Annotated in this window: 23 protein-coding genes; 12 read left to right on the top strand and 11 right to left on the bottom strand. The window is 72.1% G+C overall.

The features are described 5' to 3' along the window. The first annotated feature begins 10 nt into the window (after nucleotides 1-10). Entirely contained in the window at nucleotides 11-766 is a 756-nt protein-coding gene (locus H4W80_RS57745) for a ZIP family metal transporter (protein WP_192792786.1), read from the top strand. 3 nt (nucleotides 767-769) lie between these two features. On the opposite strand, the gene H4W80_RS57750 is transcribed toward H4W80_RS57745, so the two are convergent. The 5 genes from H4W80_RS57750 to H4W80_RS57770 all read right to left on the bottom strand — a co-directional run bounded on the left by H4W80_RS57750 (nucleotide 770) and on the right by H4W80_RS57770 (nucleotide 3,941). Next, the gene (locus H4W80_RS57750; RefSeq protein WP_192792787.1) at nucleotides 770-1,306 is read right to left on the bottom strand and encodes a DUF1707 SHOCT-like domain-containing protein; all 537 of its coding nucleotides are present in this window, start codon (nucleotides 1,304-1,306) and stop codon (nucleotides 770-772) included. A gap of 35 nt (nucleotides 1,307-1,341) precedes the next feature. Beyond that, a complete protein-coding gene (locus H4W80_RS57755) occupies nucleotides 1,342-1,680 on the bottom strand; it encodes an EXLDI protein (protein WP_192794384.1) in 339 nt (112 codons plus the stop codon). Between the two features lie 209 nt (nucleotides 1,681-1,889). Next, nucleotides 1,890-2,567 (bottom strand): 3'-5' exonuclease, encoded by a 678-nt coding sequence (locus H4W80_RS57760; RefSeq protein WP_318787557.1) that lies wholly within the window; start codon nucleotides 2,565-2,567, stop codon nucleotides 1,890-1,892. A gap of 55 nt (nucleotides 2,568-2,622) precedes the next feature. Further along, nucleotides 2,623-3,570: a M56 family metallopeptidase gene (locus tag H4W80_RS64220; RefSeq protein WP_192792788.1), complete on the bottom strand. Its 948-nt coding sequence runs from the start codon at nucleotides 3,568-3,570 to the stop codon at nucleotides 2,623-2,625. Next, nucleotides 3,567-3,941 carry a BlaI/MecI/CopY family transcriptional regulator gene (locus tag H4W80_RS57770; RefSeq protein ID WP_225964269.1) on the bottom strand — a complete coding sequence of 125 codons (375 nt, stop codon included), beginning with the start codon at nucleotides 3,939-3,941 and terminating at the stop codon, nucleotides 3,567-3,569. The genes H4W80_RS64220 and H4W80_RS57770 overlap by 4 nt, the downstream gene beginning before the upstream one ends. A 110-nt stretch (nucleotides 3,942-4,051) precedes the next feature. Here H4W80_RS57770 and H4W80_RS57775 point away from each other — a divergent pair, with 110 nt between their 5' ends. The 5 genes from H4W80_RS57775 to H4W80_RS57795 are packed head-to-tail and all read left to right on the top strand — an operon-like array spanning nucleotide 4,052 to nucleotide 8,345. Then, a complete protein-coding gene (locus tag H4W80_RS57775; RefSeq protein WP_192792789.1) occupies nucleotides 4,052-4,537 on the top strand; it encodes a 2Fe-2S iron-sulfur cluster-binding protein in 486 nt (161 codons plus the stop codon). Next, complete coding sequence (locus tag H4W80_RS57780) at nucleotides 4,534-5,496, top strand: FAD binding domain-containing protein (protein ID WP_192792790.1); 963 nt, start codon at nucleotides 4,534-4,536, stop codon at nucleotides 5,494-5,496. Before H4W80_RS57775 ends, H4W80_RS57780 begins: the two co-directional genes overlap by 4 nt. Continuing rightward, nucleotides 5,493-7,775 carry a xanthine dehydrogenase family protein molybdopterin-binding subunit gene (locus H4W80_RS57785; protein WP_225964270.1) on the top strand — a complete coding sequence of 761 codons (2,283 nt, stop codon included), beginning with the start codon at nucleotides 5,493-5,495 and terminating at the stop codon, nucleotides 7,773-7,775. Before H4W80_RS57780 ends, H4W80_RS57785 begins: the two co-directional genes overlap by 4 nt. Nucleotides 7,776-7,822: 47 nt before the next feature. Then, nucleotides 7,823-8,104 (top strand): metal-sensitive transcriptional regulator, encoded by a 282-nt coding sequence (locus H4W80_RS57790; protein ID WP_192792791.1) that lies wholly within the window; start codon nucleotides 7,823-7,825, stop codon nucleotides 8,102-8,104. Nucleotides 8,105-8,132: 28 nt separating this feature from the next. Then, a complete protein-coding gene (locus tag H4W80_RS57795; protein WP_192792792.1) occupies nucleotides 8,133-8,345 on the top strand; it encodes a heavy-metal-associated domain-containing protein in 213 nt (70 codons plus the stop codon). A 54-nt stretch (nucleotides 8,346-8,399) separates the two neighbouring features. Here H4W80_RS57795 and H4W80_RS57800 read toward each other — a convergent pair whose 3' ends face one another. Next, a complete protein-coding gene (locus tag H4W80_RS57800; protein WP_192792793.1) occupies nucleotides 8,400-8,876 on the bottom strand; it encodes a hypothetical protein in 477 nt (158 codons plus the stop codon). Between the two features lie 112 nt (nucleotides 8,877-8,988). On the opposite strand from H4W80_RS57800, the gene H4W80_RS57805 reads away from it, so the two are divergent. Continuing rightward, a complete protein-coding gene (locus tag H4W80_RS57805; RefSeq protein WP_192792794.1) occupies nucleotides 8,989-9,516 on the top strand; it encodes a carboxymuconolactone decarboxylase family protein in 528 nt (175 codons plus the stop codon). Here the strand turns inward: H4W80_RS57805 and H4W80_RS57810 are convergent. The 3 genes from H4W80_RS57810 to H4W80_RS57820 form a co-directional block, all read right to left on the bottom strand. Next, nucleotides 9,509-10,585, bottom strand: coding sequence for a serine hydrolase domain-containing protein (locus H4W80_RS57810; protein ID WP_192792795.1), 1,077 nt, complete (start codon nucleotides 10,583-10,585; stop codon nucleotides 9,509-9,511). The two genes, H4W80_RS57805 and H4W80_RS57810, sit on opposite strands and share 8 nt — an antisense overlap. Before the next feature lie 240 nt (nucleotides 10,586-10,825). Continuing rightward, the gene (locus tag H4W80_RS57815) at nucleotides 10,826-11,182 is read right to left on the bottom strand and encodes a DoxX family protein (RefSeq protein WP_192792796.1); all 357 of its coding nucleotides are present in this window, start codon (nucleotides 11,180-11,182) and stop codon (nucleotides 10,826-10,828) included. Between the two features lie 83 nt (nucleotides 11,183-11,265). Beyond that, a complete protein-coding gene (locus H4W80_RS57820) occupies nucleotides 11,266-12,135 on the bottom strand; it encodes an RNA polymerase sigma-70 factor (RefSeq protein ID WP_192792797.1) in 870 nt (289 codons plus the stop codon). 150 nt (nucleotides 12,136-12,285) lie between these two features. On the opposite strand from H4W80_RS57820, the gene H4W80_RS57825 reads away from it, so the two are divergent. Further along, nucleotides 12,286-13,488 carry an alginate lyase family protein gene (locus H4W80_RS57825; RefSeq protein ID WP_318787558.1) on the top strand — a complete coding sequence of 401 codons (1,203 nt, stop codon included), beginning with the start codon at nucleotides 12,286-12,288 and terminating at the stop codon, nucleotides 13,486-13,488. A 167-nt stretch (nucleotides 13,489-13,655) separates the two neighbouring features. Beyond that, on the top strand, nucleotides 13,656-15,134 hold the full coding sequence (boxB, locus tag H4W80_RS57830) for a benzoyl-CoA 2,3-epoxidase subunit BoxB (protein WP_192792799.1): 1,479 nt from the start codon (nucleotides 13,656-13,658) through the stop codon (nucleotides 15,132-15,134). Here boxB and H4W80_RS57835 read toward each other — a convergent pair. Then, nucleotides 15,131-15,979 carry a PaaX family transcriptional regulator gene (locus H4W80_RS57835; protein ID WP_192792800.1) on the bottom strand — a complete coding sequence of 283 codons (849 nt, stop codon included), beginning with the start codon at nucleotides 15,977-15,979 and terminating at the stop codon, nucleotides 15,131-15,133. The two genes, boxB and H4W80_RS57835, sit on opposite strands and share 4 nt — an antisense overlap. A gap of 161 nt (nucleotides 15,980-16,140) precedes the next feature. Between H4W80_RS57835 and boxC the strand changes: the two genes are divergently transcribed. Together boxC and H4W80_RS57845 are read left to right on the top strand one after the other, a co-directional pair. After that, nucleotides 16,141-17,790 (top strand): 2,3-epoxybenzoyl-CoA dihydrolase, encoded by a 1,650-nt coding sequence (boxC, locus tag H4W80_RS57840; RefSeq protein WP_225964272.1) that lies wholly within the window; start codon nucleotides 16,141-16,143, stop codon nucleotides 17,788-17,790. 85 nt (nucleotides 17,791-17,875) lie between these two features. Further along, a complete protein-coding gene (locus tag H4W80_RS57845; RefSeq protein WP_225964273.1) occupies nucleotides 17,876-18,724 on the top strand; it encodes an amidohydrolase family protein in 849 nt (282 codons plus the stop codon). Between the two features lie 6 nt (nucleotides 18,725-18,730). Here the strand turns inward: H4W80_RS57845 and H4W80_RS57850 are convergent, their stop codons facing one another. Next, nucleotides 18,731-19,105, bottom strand: coding sequence for a hypothetical protein (locus H4W80_RS57850; RefSeq protein WP_192792803.1), 375 nt, complete (start codon nucleotides 19,103-19,105; stop codon nucleotides 18,731-18,733). Between the two features lie 380 nt (nucleotides 19,106-19,485). Between H4W80_RS57850 and H4W80_RS57855 the strand changes: the two genes are divergently transcribed. Then, nucleotides 19,486-20,307 carry a helix-turn-helix domain-containing protein gene (locus tag H4W80_RS57855; protein WP_225964274.1) on the top strand — a complete coding sequence of 274 codons (822 nt, stop codon included), beginning with the start codon at nucleotides 19,486-19,488 and terminating at the stop codon, nucleotides 20,305-20,307. Nucleotides 20,308-20,310 lie beyond the last annotated feature (3 nt).

A 20,310-nucleotide genomic window follows, 5' to 3' on the forward strand; every position in this document is an offset into this window, starting at 1 on the left:
AGGTGCGGTGATGCCGGAATGGCTGGAGGCTGGGCTGTGGGGTTCGGTGGCCGGCGGGGCCCTGGTCGTGGGGGCCGCGGTCGCCTGGTGGGTGAAGGTCCCGGCGCGCTGGATCGCCATGATCATGGCCTTCGGGGCGGGTGTCCTGATCTCGGCGCTGTCGTTCGAGCTGATGGACGAGGCCGAGCGCGCCGGCGGGCTCTTACCGGCCGCCGCCGGCTTCCTCGCCGGCGCCTGCGCCTACGTGGCGGCCAACGCGCTGCTGGCCCGCTACGGCGCGCGGCACCGCAAGCGTTCGGGTGACCAGCAGCCGAGCGAGGCCGACGTCCAGGGGAGCGGCGCGGCGATCGCCATCGGCGCCCTGCTGGACGGCGTGCCCGAGTCCGTGGTGCTCGGCCTGTCCCTCGTGGGCGGAGGGAAGATCGGGCTCGCGGTGCTCGCCGCGGTGTTCATCTCGAACGTCCCCGAAGGGCTCTCCAGCGCCGCCGGGATGAAGCGCGCGGGCCGCGGCGCCCGCTACGTGTTCGGCATCTGGGGCGGGATCGCGCTGGCCAGCGGCCTGGCGGCGCTGCTCGGCAATCTGACCATGCAGTCCGCCTCGCCCGCGGTCACCGCGGTGATCATGGGGGTGGCGGCGGGCGCGATCCTCGCCATGGTGGCCGACACGATGATCCCCGAAGCCTTCGAGCGCGCGCACACCCTCACGGGGCTCGTCACCACGATCGGGTTCCTGGCGGCCTTCGCCGTCGAGCGCCTGGCCGAGTGAGCCTCACCGGCTGAGCCACCGGCGCGAAACGCGGATCCGCAGCCGGCCGTAGGGGATCGTCCCGGTGACCAGAACGTGCGGAGCGCCGGGACGCGGCCGGCCCGGCGCCTCGCAGGTCACGCGGCCCCATTCGGTGCGCACCCCGTCGGCGTTCGCGCTCGCGCCGCGCGGCAGGACGATCGTGGCGGACCCGTAGCCGAGCCGGAGGCCGATCTCGATCTCGGCATGCGCGATGACGGCGCGGGACAGATCCAGCCGTACCTGGCCGTACTCGGAGTCGATCCGCAACCGGCGCGGGACCTGCCAGTCGCCCGCCCGCCTGATGCGGCCACCGGCGGAGCTCAGCTCCACCGTCTCGTCCGGGAGCTCCGGCAGGTCGGCGGTGACCGCCACCAGGTCGCCGTGGGAGGTGGCGGTGAGCGCGCGTTCGAGCCGCTCCTCCATCTCGGCGGAGCCGAGCCGGCCGTCGGCGAAGGCCTGCTGAAGTCGCTGAACGGCCATGTCGCGGTCGCCGTCGGAGACCCGCGTCCGGAGTTTCATGGGTGCCTTCCTGTTCGGTCGTGGCGGCTGGCCGGTCAGAGGTCGAGGTCTTCCACGACGGGGCGTTCGGCGATCCTGGCGATCCGGTCGTGGAACTCGGCGGGGATCCTGCCGCGCAGCTCCTCCATCGTGCCGACGACCTCCACGGTGGCCTCGCCCGGTACGAAGCCCCAGGCCTGGGTGAGACGAAGCCGGTCGCCGGACTCCGAACCGCTCACCCACTCGGGCGACCGATCGACGTGCAGGACGAACGTGCCCTGGCCCGAGCGGTACACCCGGAACGTCTCCACCCGCCCGCTGCGGCCGGCGCGGCCCCACTCGCCGAGCAGCACCCCCGGGAAGCGCCGCTCGTCGCCGGCGACCTGGATGACGATCTCGTCGTAGCCCTGCCGGCGGCCCTCCTCCGCCTCGACGTAGCGCCTCGCTGATCGCCGCCGCCGGCGTGCCGCCCGCCAGGTCCTGCGCCCGCTCCAGCAGCGGAAGGTCCTCGTCCGGGATCTCGATCGTCGTGTCGCGCGCCATGGTCGCCCTCCTCGTGTATACGTATAAGCCTACGTATAAGAGGGAGTGGTGGCAACAGGCTTCAGAACAGGCCCGGCTGCTCGCTCGGCCGGTGCGGTGGCCGTTTGGGCGCGAGGCCGCCGACGGCGTCGAGGTCGTACAGGGACCTCCAGCGCGTGCGGCCCCCCTCGGCCAGCAGGCGCCGCAGCAGCAGCGCCGTCACCTCGGCGTCCGGCAGGGCCCGGTGACGACCGGCCGGGCGGGGGATGCCCAGGTGCGCGAGCAGCGTGTCCAGGCTGTGGGAGGGCAGCCGCGGATACAGGTGACGGGCCAGCCGTACCGTGTCGAGCAGGGGGACGGCGGCCAGCCGCGGGCACCACGACCGCAGCCCGGCGATCAGGGCCGCCTCGGTCGCGGCGTGATGGGCGACGAGCCGGTACGGCGGCTCCGTCAGGCGCTCGTCGAGAGCGGCGATGACCTGCCCGGCCGGCGGGGCGGTGGCGAGCATCGCGTCGGTGATGCCGGTCTGCCGCACGTCCCACGGGGTGACGGACACGCCCGCCGGCGGTGCCATCAGCGACTCGAACCGCCACACCTCGGCCAGGTCGCCGCCGCTCGCCTTGACGGCGCACGCGCCCACCTCGACCGGCACCAGGGGACGGCCCTGCGGCGTCAGGCCCTCGAAGTCGATGACGACCAGGGTGTGGCGGGTGAAGACGGCGTCGCCGTACAAGGCGATCCGTGCCGCGGGCGCATCCACGCGGTGACGGTACCCCGTCGCCCGTCCGGGACACCGCGCTCAGGAGGTCGCGGGCTCAGAAGGTGAGGAGGGAGTGGCAGTGATGTGCCACGAACGCGGCCAGACCGGGCACCAGCGCCACCGCCGCGGGCCCGCTCAGCAGCAGGGCCACGCTCGCCACCCCGGTCAGGCGCTCCACGCGCCGGAGCGGGGAGGCGGGGTTGAGCATGCGGCGTACGCGCAGGAGCGCGGTGTCGCCGCCGGCGCCGAGCGCGAACGCGGGCGCCCGCCCGGTGGCCAGGCCGACGAGCGCGGCGGCGATCTGCACCCGGGGATGGCGCCGCGCCGCGACATCGTCGGCCAGCAGCTCGATCAGCCGGGCGATCTCCGCCCTGGCCGCCCCGAACACGGGCACCTTCGGAAACGCCCTGGCCAGCGTGTGGGCCGCGGCGAGCGCCAGGTGATGTCTGCCGCGCAGGTGGGCGCGCTCGTGCGCCAGGACGGCGGCGACCTGCTCGGGAGTGAGGCTGCGCAGGGCGCCGGTGGTGATGACGGTCTGGGCGCGCCTGCCCGGCAGGCAGTAGGCCAGCCGCTCGTCGTGGTCGAGCACGATCGCGTCGAGGTCGCGGTCGCGCCGGCCGAGCAGGCCGAGCATCTCCGCGTGCGTGCGCCGTTCCCTGCTCGTCCTGGCCAGGACGGCCGCGCCGCACGAGAGCAGGCGCGCCAGCACCGCGCCCGCGGCCAGCAGCGCGCCCGCGCCGGCCACGGTCAGGCCCTGGCCGTCCGACAACATCGCCGCGCAGATCTCGAACAGCCCGGCCAGCCCGTGGCCCACGACGTCGGCGGGCACGGCGAAGGCGAACGCGGCCAGGACGGCGGAGGCGACCACGGAGGCGCCGGCCGCCTGCCACATCGCGATCGCCAGCCGGGGCGCCCGGTCGGCCCAGCGCGCGGTCCGCATCAGCCGCGGCAGCCAGATCGCGGCGGCCACCGTGTAGAGCGCCAGGACGGCGGCTGCGATCACGCCTGCCCGCCCTTGGGCGGGAACACCTGCAGGGCCGCCTCCAGGGCGGTCGCCTCCTCGGGGGTGAGGCGTTCGAGGAAGTGCACCAGCGTGGCGGCCTGGTTGCCGCTGCCGGCCAGCGCGGCCCGCATCAGGTCGGCCGTGTAGGCCTCCTTGGAGGCGACCGGCTCGTAGATGTAGGCGCGGCGGACGGGCTCGCGTTTGAGCAGGCCCTTGGTGTGCAGCTTGTCCATCACGGTCATGACCGTCGTGTAGGCGATGGTGCGCTCCTGCTGCAGTTCTTCCAGCACGTCCCGGACGGAGGCAGGCTGCCGCCGGGCCCACATGCGCTCCATGATGGTGGATTCGAGCTCTCCTAGGCCGCGCATCATGGCACGAATGCTATCCGCGGTCGTAGTCCCCGGAACAGCGCTCATACGGAGGGAGGGTATAGTCGGCCCGGTAAGCCGTACATAGGTGTACGAGTTAGAGGGGTTTTCGGATGCCATCCATACAGGTCTGCTTGTCGGTGAACGGCCGCCGGCACGAGCTGGAGCTCGACACCCGCGTCAGCCTGCTCGACTGCCTGCGCGAACACCTCGCCCTGACCGGGACGAAGAAGGGGTGCGACCAGGGCGCCTGCGGCGCCTGCACGGTGCTGGTGGACGGCGAGCGGGTCAACTCCTGCCTCGTGCTCGCCGCCCAGTGCCAGGAGGCGGAGATCGCGACCATCGAGGGGCTCGGCGAGCCGGGGCGGGCGATGCGGGAGGCGTTCGTGCGCCACGACGGCCTGCAGTGCGGCTACTGCACGCCGGGGCAGATCTGCTCGGCGGTCGCCATGCTCGCCGAGTACGACGCGGGGGTGCCGAGCGCCGTCGGGGCGGCCGGCCTGACGGACGCCGAGATCAGGGAGCGCCTGGCCGGGAACCTGTGCCGGTGCGGCGCGTACAACGGGATCCTCGCGGCCGTGCGGGAGGCCGGCCGGTGAACCCGTTCTCCTACGTCACCGCCACCGACCCGGCGGCGGCCCGCGCCCTCGCCGCCGAGGGGGCGAAATACCTGGCGGGCGGCACCAACCTCGTCGACCTGATGCGCGAGGGCATCGAGACGCCGGAACGGCTGGTGGACATCGGCCGGCTGCCGCTGGCCGGGATCGAGGACCTGCCCGGCGGCGGGCTGCGGATCGGCGCCCTGGCCCGCAACACGCGCGTGGCCGCCGACCGGCGGGTCCGCGACCGCTACCCGCTGCTGTCCCAGGCCATCGTGAACGGCGCCTCGCCCCAGCTCCGCAACCGGGCGACGGTGGGCGGCAACCTCCTGCAGCGCACCCGCTGCGGCTACTTCTACGACCGCCACTCGGCCTGCGGCAAGCGCGAGCCGGGCGCCGGCTGCGACGCCCTCGACGGCTTCAACCGCATGCACGCCGTCCTCGGCGCGGGGGAGAGCTGCATCGCCGTACACCCGTCGGACATGTGCGTGGCCCTGGCCGCCCTCGACGCCGTCGTCAACATCGCCGGCCGCGACCCCGTGCCGCTGGTGGACTTCCACCTCCTGCCCGGGGACACCCCCCACGTGGAGACGGTGCTCCGGCCGGGCGAGCTGGTCACGTCGATCGACCTGCCGCCCGTCCCGCCCGGCCACTCGGCCTATCTGAAGGTCCGCGACCGGGCCAGTTACGCCTTCGCGCTGGTGAGCGTGGCCGTGGCCACCCACCTGGAGGACGGGCGGGCGAGCCGGGTGCGCGTCGCGCTGGGCGGGGTCGCGCCCAAGCCGTGGCGCGCGTACGAGGCCGAACGGCTCCTCACCGGCACCTCGCTCGACGACCACCTCATCGACCGGGCCGCCGAGCTGGCCCTGGCGGACGCGCGGCCGCGCGAGCACAACGCGTTCAAGCCCGAGCTGGCCCGGCGGCTGATCCGCCGAGCCCTGAAGGGAGCCCTCTCATGACCCTCGCATCGCGCGGGTTCGCGCTGGCGAGCAAGGCGATGACCAGGCTGGGCAGGCTCCTCCCGGACGGCAGGCCCGACCCCCTGGCCCACCGGCGCGCCGAACTGGGCCGCCCCGCCGACCGGCTGGACGGCCCCGCCAAGGCCGCGGGCGCCGTCCGCTACACGGCCGAGCACCGGCTCCCCGGCCTCGTCCACGCCGTCGTGGTGGGCAGCACCATCGCCAGAGGCCGCGTCACCGCCATCCACGTGCCGCCCGCGCCCGGCGTGCTGCTCGTGATGACCCACCACAACGCGCCCGCGATGAAGCGCACCGCCGCCTACGCCACCCTCCGTGGCCCGCTGGGCGCCGCCGCGACGAGCCTGCCCGTGCTCAACACCGACGAGATCTTCTGGTACGGCCAGCCCATCGCGGTGGTCGTCGCCGAGTCCCTGGAAGAGGCCAGGTACGCGGCGTCCCTGATCCACGCCGACTACCAGCGCCGGCCCGCCGCCCTGTCGATGAGCGGGCAGCGGCCCTTCACGCCCGCGCACGCCGTACTGGAGGAACCGGTGACCAGGGTCGGCGATCGCCGCACCGCCCGGGCGGCGGTCACCGTCGAGGCCGAGTACGCCACCCCGCTCGAGTACCACAACGCGATGGAGCCGCACGCCACCGTGGCCCACTGGGAGGGCGACCGGCTCACCGTCCACGACACCTCGCAATACCCCTACGGAGTCAAGGAGATGCTGGCCAGGAAGTTCTCCCTGGCCGAGGAGAACGTGCGCGTGCTCGCGCCGTTCATCGGCGGCGGCTTCGGCGGCAAGACCGTCGCCTGGCCGCACGTCTGGCTCGCCGTGGCCGCGGCCAGGCTCTCCGGCCGGCCGGTCAAGCTCGTCCTGTCGCGCGCCGACCTGTTCGCCATGACCGGCGGCCGGGCCCCGACCCGCAGCCGCGTCTCGCTCGGCGCCGACGACTCCGGGCGGCTCACCGCGCTGGAGCACCACGCCCTGTCCTCGTGCAGCGCCGACGAGTTCGCCGAGGCCGCGGTCATCGCCTCCCGGCATCTGTACGCCTGCCCCAACCTGCACAGCGCCCAGCAGGTGGTACGCCTGGACCGCATCCAGAACGCCTTCTTCCGCGGCCCCGGCGTCGCACCCGGCTCCTTCGCCCTGGAGTCGGCCATGGACGAACTGGCCGGGCGGCTCGGCCTGGACCCGCTCGAACTGCGCCTGCGCAACGAGCCGGACCGCGACCCGGCCACGGGCAACCGGTTCACCAGCCGTCACCTGCGCGAGGCGTACCTGCTCGGCGCCGACGCGTTCGGCTGGTCGCGGCGCCCGCCCGCGCCCCGCGCGACCCGCGACGGCCGCTGGCTCGTCGGGTACGGGATGGCCGCCGCGATCAACCCCGACGCCGTGCTCATCGCCGGGGTCAGGCTGCGCCTGTCCGCCGACGGCACGGTCACCGTGCGCAGCAGCACCAACGAACTGGGCGCCGGCACCTCCACCGCGCAGAGCCAGGCCACCGCCGACCGGCTCGGCCTGCCCCTCGACCGGGTCCGCTTCCACCAGGGCGACTCCGACGTGGCCAGGACCCGCATCCCCGGCGCCTCGGCCGCCACCACGACGCTCGCCTCCGCCATCTGGTCGGCCCGCGACAACCTCGTCCGCGAGCTGCTGAAGCTGGCGCGCGGCACCGGTTCGCCGCTGGCCGGCCTGTCGCCCGGCGAGGCGGAGACCCGCGACGGCGGCCTGTTCGGCCCGCGGGGAGGCGAGACCTACGAGCGCATCCTGGCCAGGGCCGGGCTGGACGCGGTGGAGGTGGAGGGCAGGTCGGCGCTGCCGTACCAGACGATCAAGCGCGGCACCTACTCCTACGGCGCGCACTTCTGCGAGGTGCGGGTGGACGAGGACACCGGCGAGACGCGCGTCACGCGCTGGGCCGGGGCGTTCGACGGCGGCCGGATCGTCAACCCCAAGCAGGCCGCCGGCCAGATGCGCGGCGGGATCATCATGGGCATCGGCATGGCGCTGACCGAGGAGGCGCTGCTCGACGAGCGCACGGGCCTGATCGTCAACCACGGCCTGGCCGACTACCACGTGCCCACGCACGCCGACGTGCCCGACATCGACATCCGCTTCGTCGACCGGCCGGACCCGCAGACCCCGCTGGGCGCCAAGGGCATCGGCGAGCTCGGCATCGTGGGCGTGGCGGCCGCCGTCGCCAACGCCGTCCACCACGCGACCGGCGTACGCGTCCGATCCCTGCCCATCACCCCGGACAAGCTCATGTTTTGAATACGGTAGGGGGGTATGGTACGTTGCAGGGGTCGGAAGGGGGAGACATGGTCGGATACAGCGGCAGCAAGCAGGACCAGCTGCGCCGACTGCGCCGGATCGAGGGTCAGGTGCGGGGGCTGCAGCGGATGGTCGAGGACGACAAGTACTGCATCGACATCCTCACGCAGGTGTCGGCGGCCACCAGCGCCCTGCAGTCGGTCGCCATCTCCCTGCTGGAGGATCACCTGGCCCACTGTGTCGCCGAGGCCGCCGCCCAGGGCGGGCCGGAGGCCCAGGCGAAGGTCAAAGAGGCTTCCGACGCCATCGCGAGACTTGTTCGTTCCTGACATGCATCACCGGAGAGGGCTGATCGATATGGCTACCGCTACCTACACCGTCAAGGGCATGACCTGCGGCCACTGCGTGAGCTCGGTGAAGGAGGAGGTCGGTGAGGTCTCCGGGGTCACCTCGGTGGAGGTGGACCTGGCCAGCGGCCTACTGACCGTGGAGAGCGACAGCCCCGTGGACGCGGCGGAGATCGTCGCCGCCGTGGAGGAGGCGGGCTACGAGGTGGCGGGCCAGTCATGAACGCGGCGACCAGGCTGGGCGCCGTCGCAAAGGGCCGCTTCACGTAGGGACGGCTCAGCCGCAGGCCACGCCGAGGACTTGGCGCTGGCCGTTGTATCCGGTTTCGGGGCCGGTGTGGTCGCCGTGCAGGGCGTGGATGTACATGCACAGGTTCTTCCCGTAGACCCGCACGGGGCCCGCGTAGTACTTGAAGCGCCCGCTGTCGGAATCCTTGTTGTTCTTCACGTTGTCGTCGGTCAGGCGCGAGTTCCACAGGTGGATGGCCATCGGCGTACGCTCTCCGTACCGCGCCTGGCCCGGCCGCTTGGCGAGGACGGCGCAGTTCCAGCCGGTGCTCGCGTCGTAGAAGAGCTTGATGTCGCTGCGGTAGTAGGTACCCCCGGTCACCAGGTCCCGCAGAGGCACGGCCCAGCTGCCCACCTGCGACCCCGAACAGCCGTAAGCGCCGGCGCTCGCCGGTGCGGACGCGACCGCCTGCGACGCCGTGACGACGACTACCGGCAGCATGATCGACAGAACTCTGCGGAACATCCGACTCCCCTTGCGACGGCTCTGGACCACCAGGATGGCAATGCCATGGCCGGAGTGTCGTTGGCGGAGCGTCCACAATCCCTTGACGATGAGTGCCCTGAGGAGAGATCACATGCGACGGCTCGCCGCGCTCGACCCCGCCGAAGCCCCGGAGAAGTCCCGGGAGCTGCTGAACGACATCATCGGCCGCACCGGCTCGGTCGGTGAGATGGTCTCCACCATGGCGCACTCCCCGGCGACGCTCCAGGGCTACCTGGACCTGTCGCGGGCCATGAAACGCAGCAAGCTGCCCCGCGCCCTCAGCGAGAAGATCTCGCTGGCCCTGCAGGAGTGGATCGGCTGCGGGCTCTGCCTCGACGCGCACGCGGCGGGCGCCCGGGCGGCGGGGCTGAGCGAGACGGACATCGCCCTCGCCCGCCAGGGCACCTCCACCGACGCCCGGGAGGCGGCGCTGATCGCGGTGGCCACCCGGGTGCTGGCCGAGCCGTCGTCGCTGAAGGACGAGGACGTGGCCGAGTTGCGGGCTCACGGCTGGAGCGAGCGGATCATCGCGGAGCTCCCCGGCCTGGTCGCCCTCAACCTGCTCACCGGCGCCTTCAACCTGCTGGCCGGCCTGGAGCCGGCCGAGAAGGCTACGTGAGCGGGCAGAAGTGGCTCTCCAGGAGCGTGCCGAAGGTCGTGAGGAAGTCGTTCCAGTCGCCGTTCAGGTTGGCGACCAGCGTCTGGGCGCCCTGACGGTCGCCCATCGCGTACGTCGTCGAGCCCTGGATGAAGCCGCCCCCGCCCCAGAGCGTGACCCCGCAGGAAAGGCGCTGGGAGTAGACGCCGAGGCCGTACCTGGTGTTCGGGACCCAGTCCGCGCCCTCCGTCGAGACGGTGGTGAACATCTCCTCCTGCTGCGCCGGCGCGAGCAGGCGGCCGCGCAGCAGGGCCCGCAGGAAGCGGTGCAGGTCGGAAGTGGTCGAGACCATCCCGCCGGCGGCCCCGGCCCAGCTCAGGTCCGCGTGCGTCACGTCGTGGACCTCCGCGGGCCGGCCGGCCTCGTCGAACTTCGAGTAGTGCCGGGCGTGCGGGTCGCGGACGGTGTTGTCGGCGCCGGGCAGGTACGTGCCCGTCAGCCCCAGCGGGCGGGCGATGCGGCGGTCGATCTCGTCGGCGAGGGTCGAACCCGTCGCCGACTCGACGATCATCCCCGCGAGGTTGTAGTTGACCTTGGAGTAGATGAAGCGCCTGCCGGGCTCCTCGGGGCGCGGGGTCTCCTGGCCGGGGAGGGCGTCGGGGAGCCCGCTGGTGTGGTTGAGCAACTGCCTGACAGTGATCTTGGTCCCGTCCCCGCCGAGGTGCTCCTCCACCACGCCGGGCAGCCACTTCGCCACCGTGTCGTCCAGGCTCAGCTTGCCGTCGGCCGCCACCTGCAGGACCACCGTGCCCACGAACGCCTTGGTGAAGCTGCCGATGCGGAAGTGCTCGCCCGGCCGGCGGTGGCGTCCGGTCTCCAGGTCGGCCACCCCCGCCGTCCCGAACCACGGCGCCGCGTCGCCGTCCCTGAGCTCGGCGACGATGCCGGGGCCGCCGCCGTCGGCCACGGCCTGGTCGAGCGCGCGCCGGAGCCTGGCGTGGCCACGGTCGGCCGCGGCGGCGGGGATCGTCATCGTGGTGGCCGTCGCGGCCAGGGCGGCGACGAGCAGGCCGGCACGGAGCATGGACATGGAGCCTCCATGGAGGTCGGAAAAGGGCGTGGTCATCCGCCGGGCAGAGGCGCCGGCAGTGACAAGCAACGCTAGTTGACTAATCCGGGCTTAGTCAACATGAGTTGCTTGTCCGCTCTCTCTGGCCCCGGGCTCACGAGGGGCCGCTGACGTGACGGCCTCGTCCTCGCGAGCGAACAGTGGGACCGCCCGCCCCGGGCGAAGGTCCCTCTGTCGGCCCAGCTCGGCGCGGCCATGCGGTCACCAGGGTCCGTGGTAGGCCAGGTTCACGGCCAGGGCGGCCACCGCCAGGGAGGAGAACGCGGCCCACGGGCCGAAGTGGTGGTCGCGGGCCCGCAGGTGCACGGCGAACGCCCCGATGAAGTACAGCACCAGGCCGGCGGCGGCGAGCGTGCCCAGCACCGGCAGGGCGAACCCGGCCAGCAGCCCCAGCGAGCCCGCCCCCAGCAGCAGGCCCAACGGGAGCATCCAGGAGCGGGGGACGCCCATGCTGTCCGCCTGGCGCTTGGGGTAGTCGTGGCCGACGAGGTTGGCGACGGCGGCCAAGCCGATGATCGCCGAGGCGAGGAGGGTGATGACGAGGTAAACGGCGAACACGGAGGTCTCCTTCTCTGTGAGAACGGTCGCCTCACGGACGGGGCAGCGCCCCGGGGAGTGACAACGTGCGCGTGTGACATAGGTCATGGCGCCACGCCGGCGAGCTTCTCCGGGTTGCTGACCACGTGCACCGTCTTGATCGCCCCGTCCAGCAGGTGCAACGTGATCGCCAGCACCGGCGTGCGTCCCGAGCGGACGACGATCCCCGGGGCGCCGTTGACCTGGAGCACCTGGGCGTGCGAGCCGGCGGGCATGCGCCTGGAGAGGATGACGATCGCGCGGGCCACGTACTCGTGTCCGTGGATCGGCTTGCGGGGCGCGCCGGTGAGGCCGCCGCCGTCGCTCACCATCGTCACGTCCGGCGCCAGCACCGCCAGCAGGCTCTCCAGGTCGCCGCCGAGGCAGGCGGCCAGGAACCGCTCGGTGGCCTGCTGCCTGGTCACCGGGTCGGTGTCGTAGCGGTGGCGCCGTTCCTCGACCGCCTTCCTGGCGCGGTGCGCGATCTGCCGCACCGTTGCGGGGCTGCGCCCGACGAAGTGCGCTATCTCGGCGTTGCTGTAGCCGAAGGCCTCGCTCAGCACGAACACCGCGCGCTCCGTCGGCGAGAGGATCTCCAGCACGAGCAGCATCGCGGTCGACACCGAGTCGGCGAGCACCACGTTCTCGGCGACGTCCGGAAGGGTGAGCATCGGCTCGGGCAGCCACGGCCCGACGTAGGACTCGCGCCGCACCCGCGCGCTGCGCAGCCGGTCGATCGCCAGCCGGGTGGCCACCCGCACCAGGTAGCCTTCGGCGTCCGCGACGGCGGCCACGTCGACGCGGCTCCAGCGCAGCCAGGCGTCCTGCACCACGTCCTCGGCCTCGGTGACGCTGCCCAGCACCCGGTACGCCACGGCGTGCAGCAGGCCCCGGTGCTCGGTGAACTTCCGCTCGGCCTCAAGCATTCGCGTCATGAGGAAGGGCTTACCAGGTGAGCCCATGGACGGAGCTCCCGCCCCCGCCACGGGCGGCCACAAGCGGGCCGCATCTCTTGTCAAGGTGTGGTGTCAGGGCTACGATCACACCGACCTTTAGGAAACTTTCCTAAATAAGGAGTGGGGTCCGTGGTCCGTCCCCGTCGTCGCGGGATCCTGTCGTCGCTCGCCATCGCTCTGGCGATCCCCCTGATCACCGCCGTCCTGTCCCCGCCCGCCGCCGTGGCCCGGACGGCGCCGGCCGCCTTCGCGCATCCCGGCGTGCTCGTCAGCAAGGCCCAGCTCGACTTCGTCCGCGCCAAGGTCAACGCCGGGGCCCAGCCGTGGAAGGGCGCCTACGACCAGATGATCGCGAGTCCGCTCGCGTCGTTGTCGCGGACCCCGAAGCCGCGGGCCGTCGTGGAGTGCGGCCCGTACTCCAACCCCAACAACGGCTGCACGGACGAGCGCCAGGACGCGCTGGCCGCCTACACCGACGCGCTGGCCTGGTACATCTCGGGAGACAGCCGGTACGCGCAGAAGGCGATCCAGATCATGGACGCCTGGTCCGCCGTGATCGCCGACCACACCAACAGCAACGCGCCGCTCCAGACCGGTTGGGCGGGATCGTCCTGGCCCAGGGCGGCCGAGATCATCCGCTACACCTACACCGGATGGTCCGCCACGGGCGTCAACCGCTTCACGACCATGCTCCGCGACGTCTACCTTCCCGAGATCATCAACGGCAGCGCCCGCACGAACGGCAACTGGGAGCTGACGATGATGGACGCGTCGATCGGGATCGCGGTGTTCCTGCAGGACAAGGCCGCCTATGACAAGGCCGTGAGCACGTTCCGGGCCCGCGTGCCCGCCTACATCTACCTCACCACCGACGGCGCCTTCCCCAAGGGCCCGGCGGGCAGCGGCATCGACACGCGGGCCGAGGTCGTCGACTACTGGCAGGGCCAGGACACCTTCGTCGACGGGCTCTCCCAGGAGACGTGCCGCGACTTCACCCACACCGGGTACGGCCTGGCGGCGATCGCGCACATCGCCGAGACGGCCCGGATCCAGGGGCAGGACCTCTACCCCGAGATCGCCGACCGGCTGCGGCACGCGCTCGGCCTGCACGCCAAGTACCAGCTCGGCACGGCCGTGCCGGCGTGGCTGTGCGGCGGGAGCCTCACCCTGGGCCTCGGGCCGGTCACCGAGGTCGGCTTCAACGCCCTGCACAACCGCATGGGCATCGCGATGAGCAACACGCAAACCCTCACCGAGCAGCAGCGCCCGGCGGGCACCAACAACCTCTTCGTCGCCTGGGAGACCCTCACCCACGCCGGCAATCCCAACTAACTAGCTGCTACATATGTCTTTCGCATCGCTGTGAATGTGTGGCAAGTTGAGTATCTGTGAGCGTACGGGGCATGGCCGCGTCCAGCGCGTCGGCGCTCCGCATACAGGAGCTCGCCACACTCGACTCAGTCGTGAAGCAACGGCAAATCAGCGTAGAGAGAGCAGCGATGAGCACCGACTCCCGTACCGGCGCCGCCCCCCTGCCCGGCGGCCCGCTCAGCCGCGTGGACTACAGCGAGCGCATCCCCAACAACGTCGACCTCGCGGGCGACCGCCGCCTGCAGCGGGCGCTGGAGGGCTGGCAGCCGAAGTTCCTGGACTGGTGGAAGCAGCTCGGCCCGGCCCTGCCGACGAAGGACGTCTACCTGCGCACGGCGGTGGCCGTGGGCCGCGACGGCTGGGCGCACTTCGAGCACGTCCCCATGGAGGAGTACCGCTGGGGGATCTTCCTGGCCGAGCGCGACCCCGACCGCAAGGTCGGCTTCGGCAAGCACAAGGGCGAGCCCGCCTGGCAGGAGGTGCCAGGCGAGCATCGCGCCGACCTGATGCGGCTGATCGTCGTGCAGGGCGACACCGAGCCCGCCAGCGTCGAGCAGCAGCGCGTCCTCGGCAACACCGCGCCCAGCATCTACGACCTGCGCAACCTCTTCCAGGTCAACGTGGAGGAGGGCCGCCACCTGTGGGCCATGGTCTACCTCCTGCACGCCTACTTCGGCAGGGAGGGCCGCGAGGAGGCCGAGCAGCTGCTCAAGCGCAACTCCGGCGACCTGGACGCGCCCCGCATCCTGGGCGCGTTCAACGAGGAGACCACCGACTGGCTGCAGTTCTTCATGTTCACGTACTTCACCGACCGCGACGGCAAGTACCAGCTCGGCACGCTCAAGGAGTCGGCGTTCGACCCGCTGGCGCGCACCTGCCAGTTCATGCTCAAGGAGGAGGCCCACCACATGTTCGTGGGCACCACCGGGGTCCAGCGCACGGTGGAGCGCACGGCCGAGCTGATGAGGGCGCACGGCACGGCCGACGTCCTGCCGCACGGCGGCATCCCGCTGGACATCATCCAGAAGTACCTGAACTTCCAGTTCTCGGTCTCGATGGACCTGTTCGGCTCCGAGCAGTCGACCAACGCCGGCAACTACTACACCTCCGGGCTGAAGGGCCGCTGGATGGAGACCCGGCGAAAGGATGACCACGTGCTGCTGGAGGCCACCCGCGAGCTGTGCCACGTCGAGGGCGGCGAGATCAGGACCAGGACGGTGCCGCTGCTCAGCGCGCTCAACCTCGACCTGCGCGACGAGTACGCGGCCGACTGCGCCCACGGCGTGCGCCGCTGGAACCAGGCCCTGGAGGAGGCCGGGCTGGACGAGCGGCTGTACCTGCCGCACGAGGGCTTCAACCGCAAGGTCGGCGTCTATGCCGGCCACCACGTCAGCCCGCACGGCGAGGTCCTCGGCGAGGCCGCCTGGCAGGCCCGCGCCCACGAGTGGCTGCCCACGCCCGAGGACCGCGAGAAGGTGGCCGCGCTCATGGTCCCCGAGTACGAGTACGGCAAGTTCGCCGGCTGGATCGCCCCGCCGAAGACCGGCATCAACGACCAGCCGGTGGAGTTCGACTACGTGCACCTGGCCGACGAGGGCCTCCTCTAGTGCCGGGCGGCGGCCTCTTCGTCCATGAGGTCCCATTCGGCCTGCGCGCGCCGGTGCCAGCGGTTGTGCAGGTCGTGGAAGACGGCCGCCGCCCGGGGCCCCGGCCAGGCGTGGTCGAGCAGCTCGGCCGGCAGGTCGGGGTCGAGGAACGGGAACCGGCGCCACTCCTGGATGAGCAGCACCTGGTTGACGAACGCCTCCCGGCCGGAGGCGACCGCGCGGCCCTCGAACTGCTCGATGAAGCTCACGTACCGCTTCTCCACGTCGTCGAGGTCCCACGCGGCCGAGATGAGCTTGGCGGTGTCGCCGATGGCCGCCGACGGCCCGGTCCAGGCGTAGGCCCGGTCGGTCAGGTCCAGCTCGCGGATGACCTCGCGTACCGCGGCCTCCTTGGAGGCGTCGGGGATCACCCAGAGCGCGGGGGAGGGGGAGCCGAGCCCGAGCCAGGTCAGCTTGGTCCGCAGCCGGTGGCGGAGCCGGCGCTGGGTCTCCGGCACGCCCGCGGTGAGCACGAGCCAGCGGCCGTCCCACTGGTGGGGGGCGCGCATGAAGCCGTAGATGCGCTCGGTGCCCTCGCGCAGCAGCCGGTCGCCGGCCTCGGTCAGCCTCCAGCGCACCTTGCGGCCGTGACGTTCGGACTCCAGCAGCTCCTCGGCGGCGGTGCGGGCCAGGGCCTGGCGTGCGGACTTCTCCTCCACGCCGAGCGCGCCGAGCGCGGCCACCAGTGTGCGCGTCCACACCTCGCCCCCGCGCGGCAGGACGAACTCGCCCAGGACCGTCAGCAGCGTCGACCGTGCGCTGGCGGACGCCTTCTCGCGCGGGCGCTCCACGGACTCGGCCGGCAACGGTTGCCCTCCTGTCGTTCGACACGCTCGTGACGCGCATTCTGCCAGGTCGGGCGCCCTCGTGAATGCGCAGGCAGGCGGAAGCACTACAAACACTTGACGCCTCTAATGATAGACGTCGAGTATTTAAAGCAAGGCCCCACGCCTCTCCGGAGCACGCATTGACTGTCACCTTCGCGACCTCCCCGGACCGCTACCGCCACTGGACCCTCGCGGTGGACGGGCCGGTGGCCACCGTCACGCTGCGCGTGGACGAGCACGGCGGCCTCGTCCCCGGCTACGAGCTGAAGCTGAACTCCTACGACCTCGGCGTCGACATCGAGCTGTACGACCTCGTCCAGCGCCTGCGCTTCGAGCACCCCGGGGTCAGGGCGGTCGTGCTCACCGGCGGCCTGGACCGGATGTTCTGCGCCGGAGCCAACATCCGGATGCTGGCCCAGTCCACGCACGCGTGGAAGGTCAACTTCTGCAAGTTCACCAACGAGACCCGCAACGGCATCGAGGACGCCACCGAGCACTCCGGCCAGACCTGGATCGCCGCGCTCAACGGCACCGCCGCCGGCGGCGGCTACGAGCTCGCGCTGGCCTGCGACCAGATCGTCCTGGTCGACGACGGCTCCTCGGCCGTCTCCCTGCCCGAGGTGGCGCTGCTCGGCGTGCTGCCGGGCACCGGCGGCCTGACCCGCGTGGTGGACAAGCGGCACGTGCGCAAGGACCGCGCCGACCTGTTCGCCACCAGGGCCGAGGGCTTCCGCGGCCGCACGGCCATGGAGTGCGGGCTGGTGGACGCCGCCGTGCCGCGCCGCTCGTTCGAGGAGGAGGTGGCCAGGCGGGCGGACGCGGCGGTGGCGGCCTCCGCCCGGCCCTCGGACGCCACGGGCGTGGCCCTGACGCCGCTCGACCGCAAGGACGACGGCGACGCCATCACGTACCCGTACGTGAGCGCCCGGATCGACCGGGCCGGCCGCCGGGTCGAGATCACCGTGGACGGCCCCCGCGACGCCCCGCCCGCCGAGCCCGCGGAGCAGGGCGCCGGCTACTGGCCGCTGGCCGTGACCCGCGCGCTGGACGACCTGATCCTGCACCTGCGCACCAACGAGCCGGAGCTCGGCATCTGGGTGCTGCGCGCGGCCGGCGACCCCGGCCGGGTGCTGGCCTACGACGCCCAGCTCCGCGAGCAGGCCGGACACTGGTTCGTCAACGAGGTGCGCCACTACTACAAACGCACCCTCAAACGCCTCGACGTCACCAGCCGCAGCCTCATCGCCGTCATCGAGCCGGGCACGGCCTTCGCGGGCCTGCTGGCCGAGCTGGCCCTGGCCGCCGACCGGCAGTACATGCTGGAGGGCGTCTACGAGGACCGCGACGAGGCCGCCGTCCCCGCCACCCTCGTCCTCACCCCGTCCAACGACGGCCTCTTCCCGATGGGCAACGGCCTGTCCCGCCTGCACTCCCGCTTCTGGGGCAACGACCGGGACCTGGAGGCCGCCCGCGCCCGGTTCGGCGAGCCGCTGGAGGCGGGCGCCGCGATGGAGCTCGGGCTGGTCACCCTCGCCCTGGACGACATCGACTTCGAGGACGAGCTGCGCATCGTGCTGGAGGAGCGCGCCTCGCTCTCACCCGACGCGCTGACCGGCATGGAGGCCAACCACCGCTTCGCCGGCCCGGAGACGCTGGAGACCAAGATCTTCGGCCGCCTCACCGCCTGGCAGAACTGGATCTTCGTCCGGCCCAACGCCTCCGGCCCCGACGGCGCGCTGCGCCGCTACGGCACCGGCCGCAAGGGCGACTACGACCCCGGGCGGGTCTGACCATGCCCGGGTTCGACGCCGGCGACCGGCTCGTCCGGGTGGACACCCCCATGGTCGCGGGCAGGTAAGGAGCATGATCGACGGCATGCCCCTCATCGACGCGCACGTCCACGTGCCGCTGCTCGGCACCCTGAAGCCCGCCTGGCTGCGCTGGGCCCGCGACTTCGGCGAGCACGGCGTGCTGGAGGACGTCTGGGACCGCGCGGGCCGGCCGCGCCCGGACCGCCTGGACGAGCTCTTCGCCGCCCAGGGCGTGGACGTCGCGCTGCTGTTCTGCGAGTACAGCCCCAAGGCGACCGGCACGCAGGCGTTCGAGGACCTGCTGCCGATCGTCGAGCACAACCCGGTCCGCTTCCGGCCGGTCGCCAACGTCAACCCGCACCTGCACTTCCCGCTCGCCGAGGAGCTGCGCCGCCAGCTCGACCTCGGCGCCGCCGCGCTCAAGCTGCACCCCGTGCACGGCGGGTTCCGCTGCGACGACGCCGCCCTCTACCCCGCCTACCACGTGCTGGAGGAGCGCGGCGTCCCGCTCGTCGTCCACTGCGGCACCAGCTCCTTCCCGGGCGCGGCCAACGAGAACGCCGACCCCGGCTTCCTCATCCCGGTCATCCGCGACTTCCCCGGCCTCAACGTGGTGCTCGCGCACGGCGGGCGCGGCTGGTGGTACGACACCGCCGCCTTCCTCGCCCTGTCCAACGACACCGTGTGGCTGGAGCTGTCCGGCCTGCCGCCCAAGCGGCTGCCCGAGTACTACGCCAGGTACGACCTCACGCGGCTCGGCCGCAAATGGATCTTCGGCACCGACTGGCCCGGCGTCCCCGGCACCGCCGCCAACGCCCGGGCCGTCGCGGGACTCCTGCCGGACGAGGTGGCCAGGGCCGTGCTCGCCGGGAACGCGGCCAAGGTGTACGCCGGCCTGCGCGCGGGGGAGTGACCCGCGTCAGGGGCGCTCGCCGGGCCGGGGCCAGCGGGCCTTCAGCTCGAGCTCGGCCTTGGCCATGGCGGCCTGCAGCTGGTCGGGGCTGCCGGCCTCGAGGACGGTGCAGCGCAGGGGGTCGCGGCATTCGAAGGCGGTGTAGGCCTGCCGCCAGGCTCCCCAGGTGATGACCCAGCCCGGCCACCGTGCCTGCAGGGCGTCGAGGTTGCGATCGATGGCGGCCGACGAGTCGGGGGTGCCGGCGTCCTGCCGCGGAGGTGGCTGGGCGGGGCCACCGCGCGAGCGTCGATGGCGGGGTCGCTGCGGTCTGTCTACGGGGTCTTCCCGGGAGGGCTCCTCCCGGTCGGGCGGTGGGGCGGGCGGCGTGGGTGCCGGCATCAAGATCTCCATCGAGGGGGTAGATCGTGGTGCGTGCGAGGGCTAATCCTTCCCACTCGTCATTCCCCGATGCAAGTACGTCTGCACATGCATTCCAAGAAAATTGCATATGCACGTGCACGGGCCGCGCGTTGAAAGGAAGAAAGGGATGGCGAGTCCCATTTACAATGACGTGTCGGCTTCTGTGTTGTATGGGGTGAAGTGTGCGGCGCGAATATCGATGCATGGTCGGAAGGAGCATGAAACAGTAGGTAACGTAAGGAACAATGAGTCCTCGCCCGGCAAAAGGATCGATGATGATCGTTGCAGAGCCTGACGGAGACGGCGTCCCCGCCGGCGTCTTACGTGGTGCCCGAAGCGGGCCGACCGCGTTGCGGATCATGGTGGGTACGCAGCTGCGCCGGCTGCGCGAGGCCAAGGGCATCACCGGCGAGAAGGCCGCGGAGACGATCCGCGCCAGCCACTCCAAGATCAGCCGGATGGAGCTGGGCCGCAGCCCCTTCAAGCAGCGTGACGTGGCCGATCTGCTCACCTTGTACGGCATCACCGCCCCCGGCGACCGGGAGAAGGTGCTGGAGCTGGCCCGCCAGGCCAGCGCTCCGGGATGGTGGCACCAGTACAGCGACGTGCTCCCCGGTTGGTTCGAGCCCTACCTCGGGCTGGAGCAGGCGGCGCGCACGATCCGCAACTACGAGGCGCAGTTCGTGCACGGCCTGCTGCAGTGCGAGCCGTACGCGCGGGCCTTCATCGGCATCCGGCACGGCGACGCCGACCCCGACGACCTCGAGCGCCGGGTGGCGATGCGGATGCGCCGCCAGGACCTGCTCACCGACGGCGACGCGCCCACCCTGTGGGCGATCATGGACGAGGCCGTGCTGACCCGGCCGATCGGCGGCCGCGACGTCCAGCGGGCCCAGCTGGAGCACCTGCTCGCGGTCTGCGACCTGCCGAACGTCACCCTGCAGATCATGCCCTTCCACATCGGCGGGCACGCGGCGGTGGGCGGCCCGTTCACGCTCTTGCGCTTCGACGCCCCCGACCTGCCCGACGTGGTCTATCTGGAGCACCTCACCAGCGCGATGTACCTGGACAAGCCCACCGACATCGACGACTACAGCAAGGTGATGAACACCTTGACCATCCAGGCCGCTCCGAAGGAGGCGACCCCGGCGCTGCTCAAGGGCATGCTCGACGAGCTCTGAGCG

This window comes from Nonomuraea angiospora, assembly GCF_014873145.1.
In the GTDB taxonomy this organism is placed as follows: Bacteria; Actinomycetota; Actinomycetes; order Streptosporangiales; family Streptosporangiaceae; genus Nonomuraea; species Nonomuraea angiospora.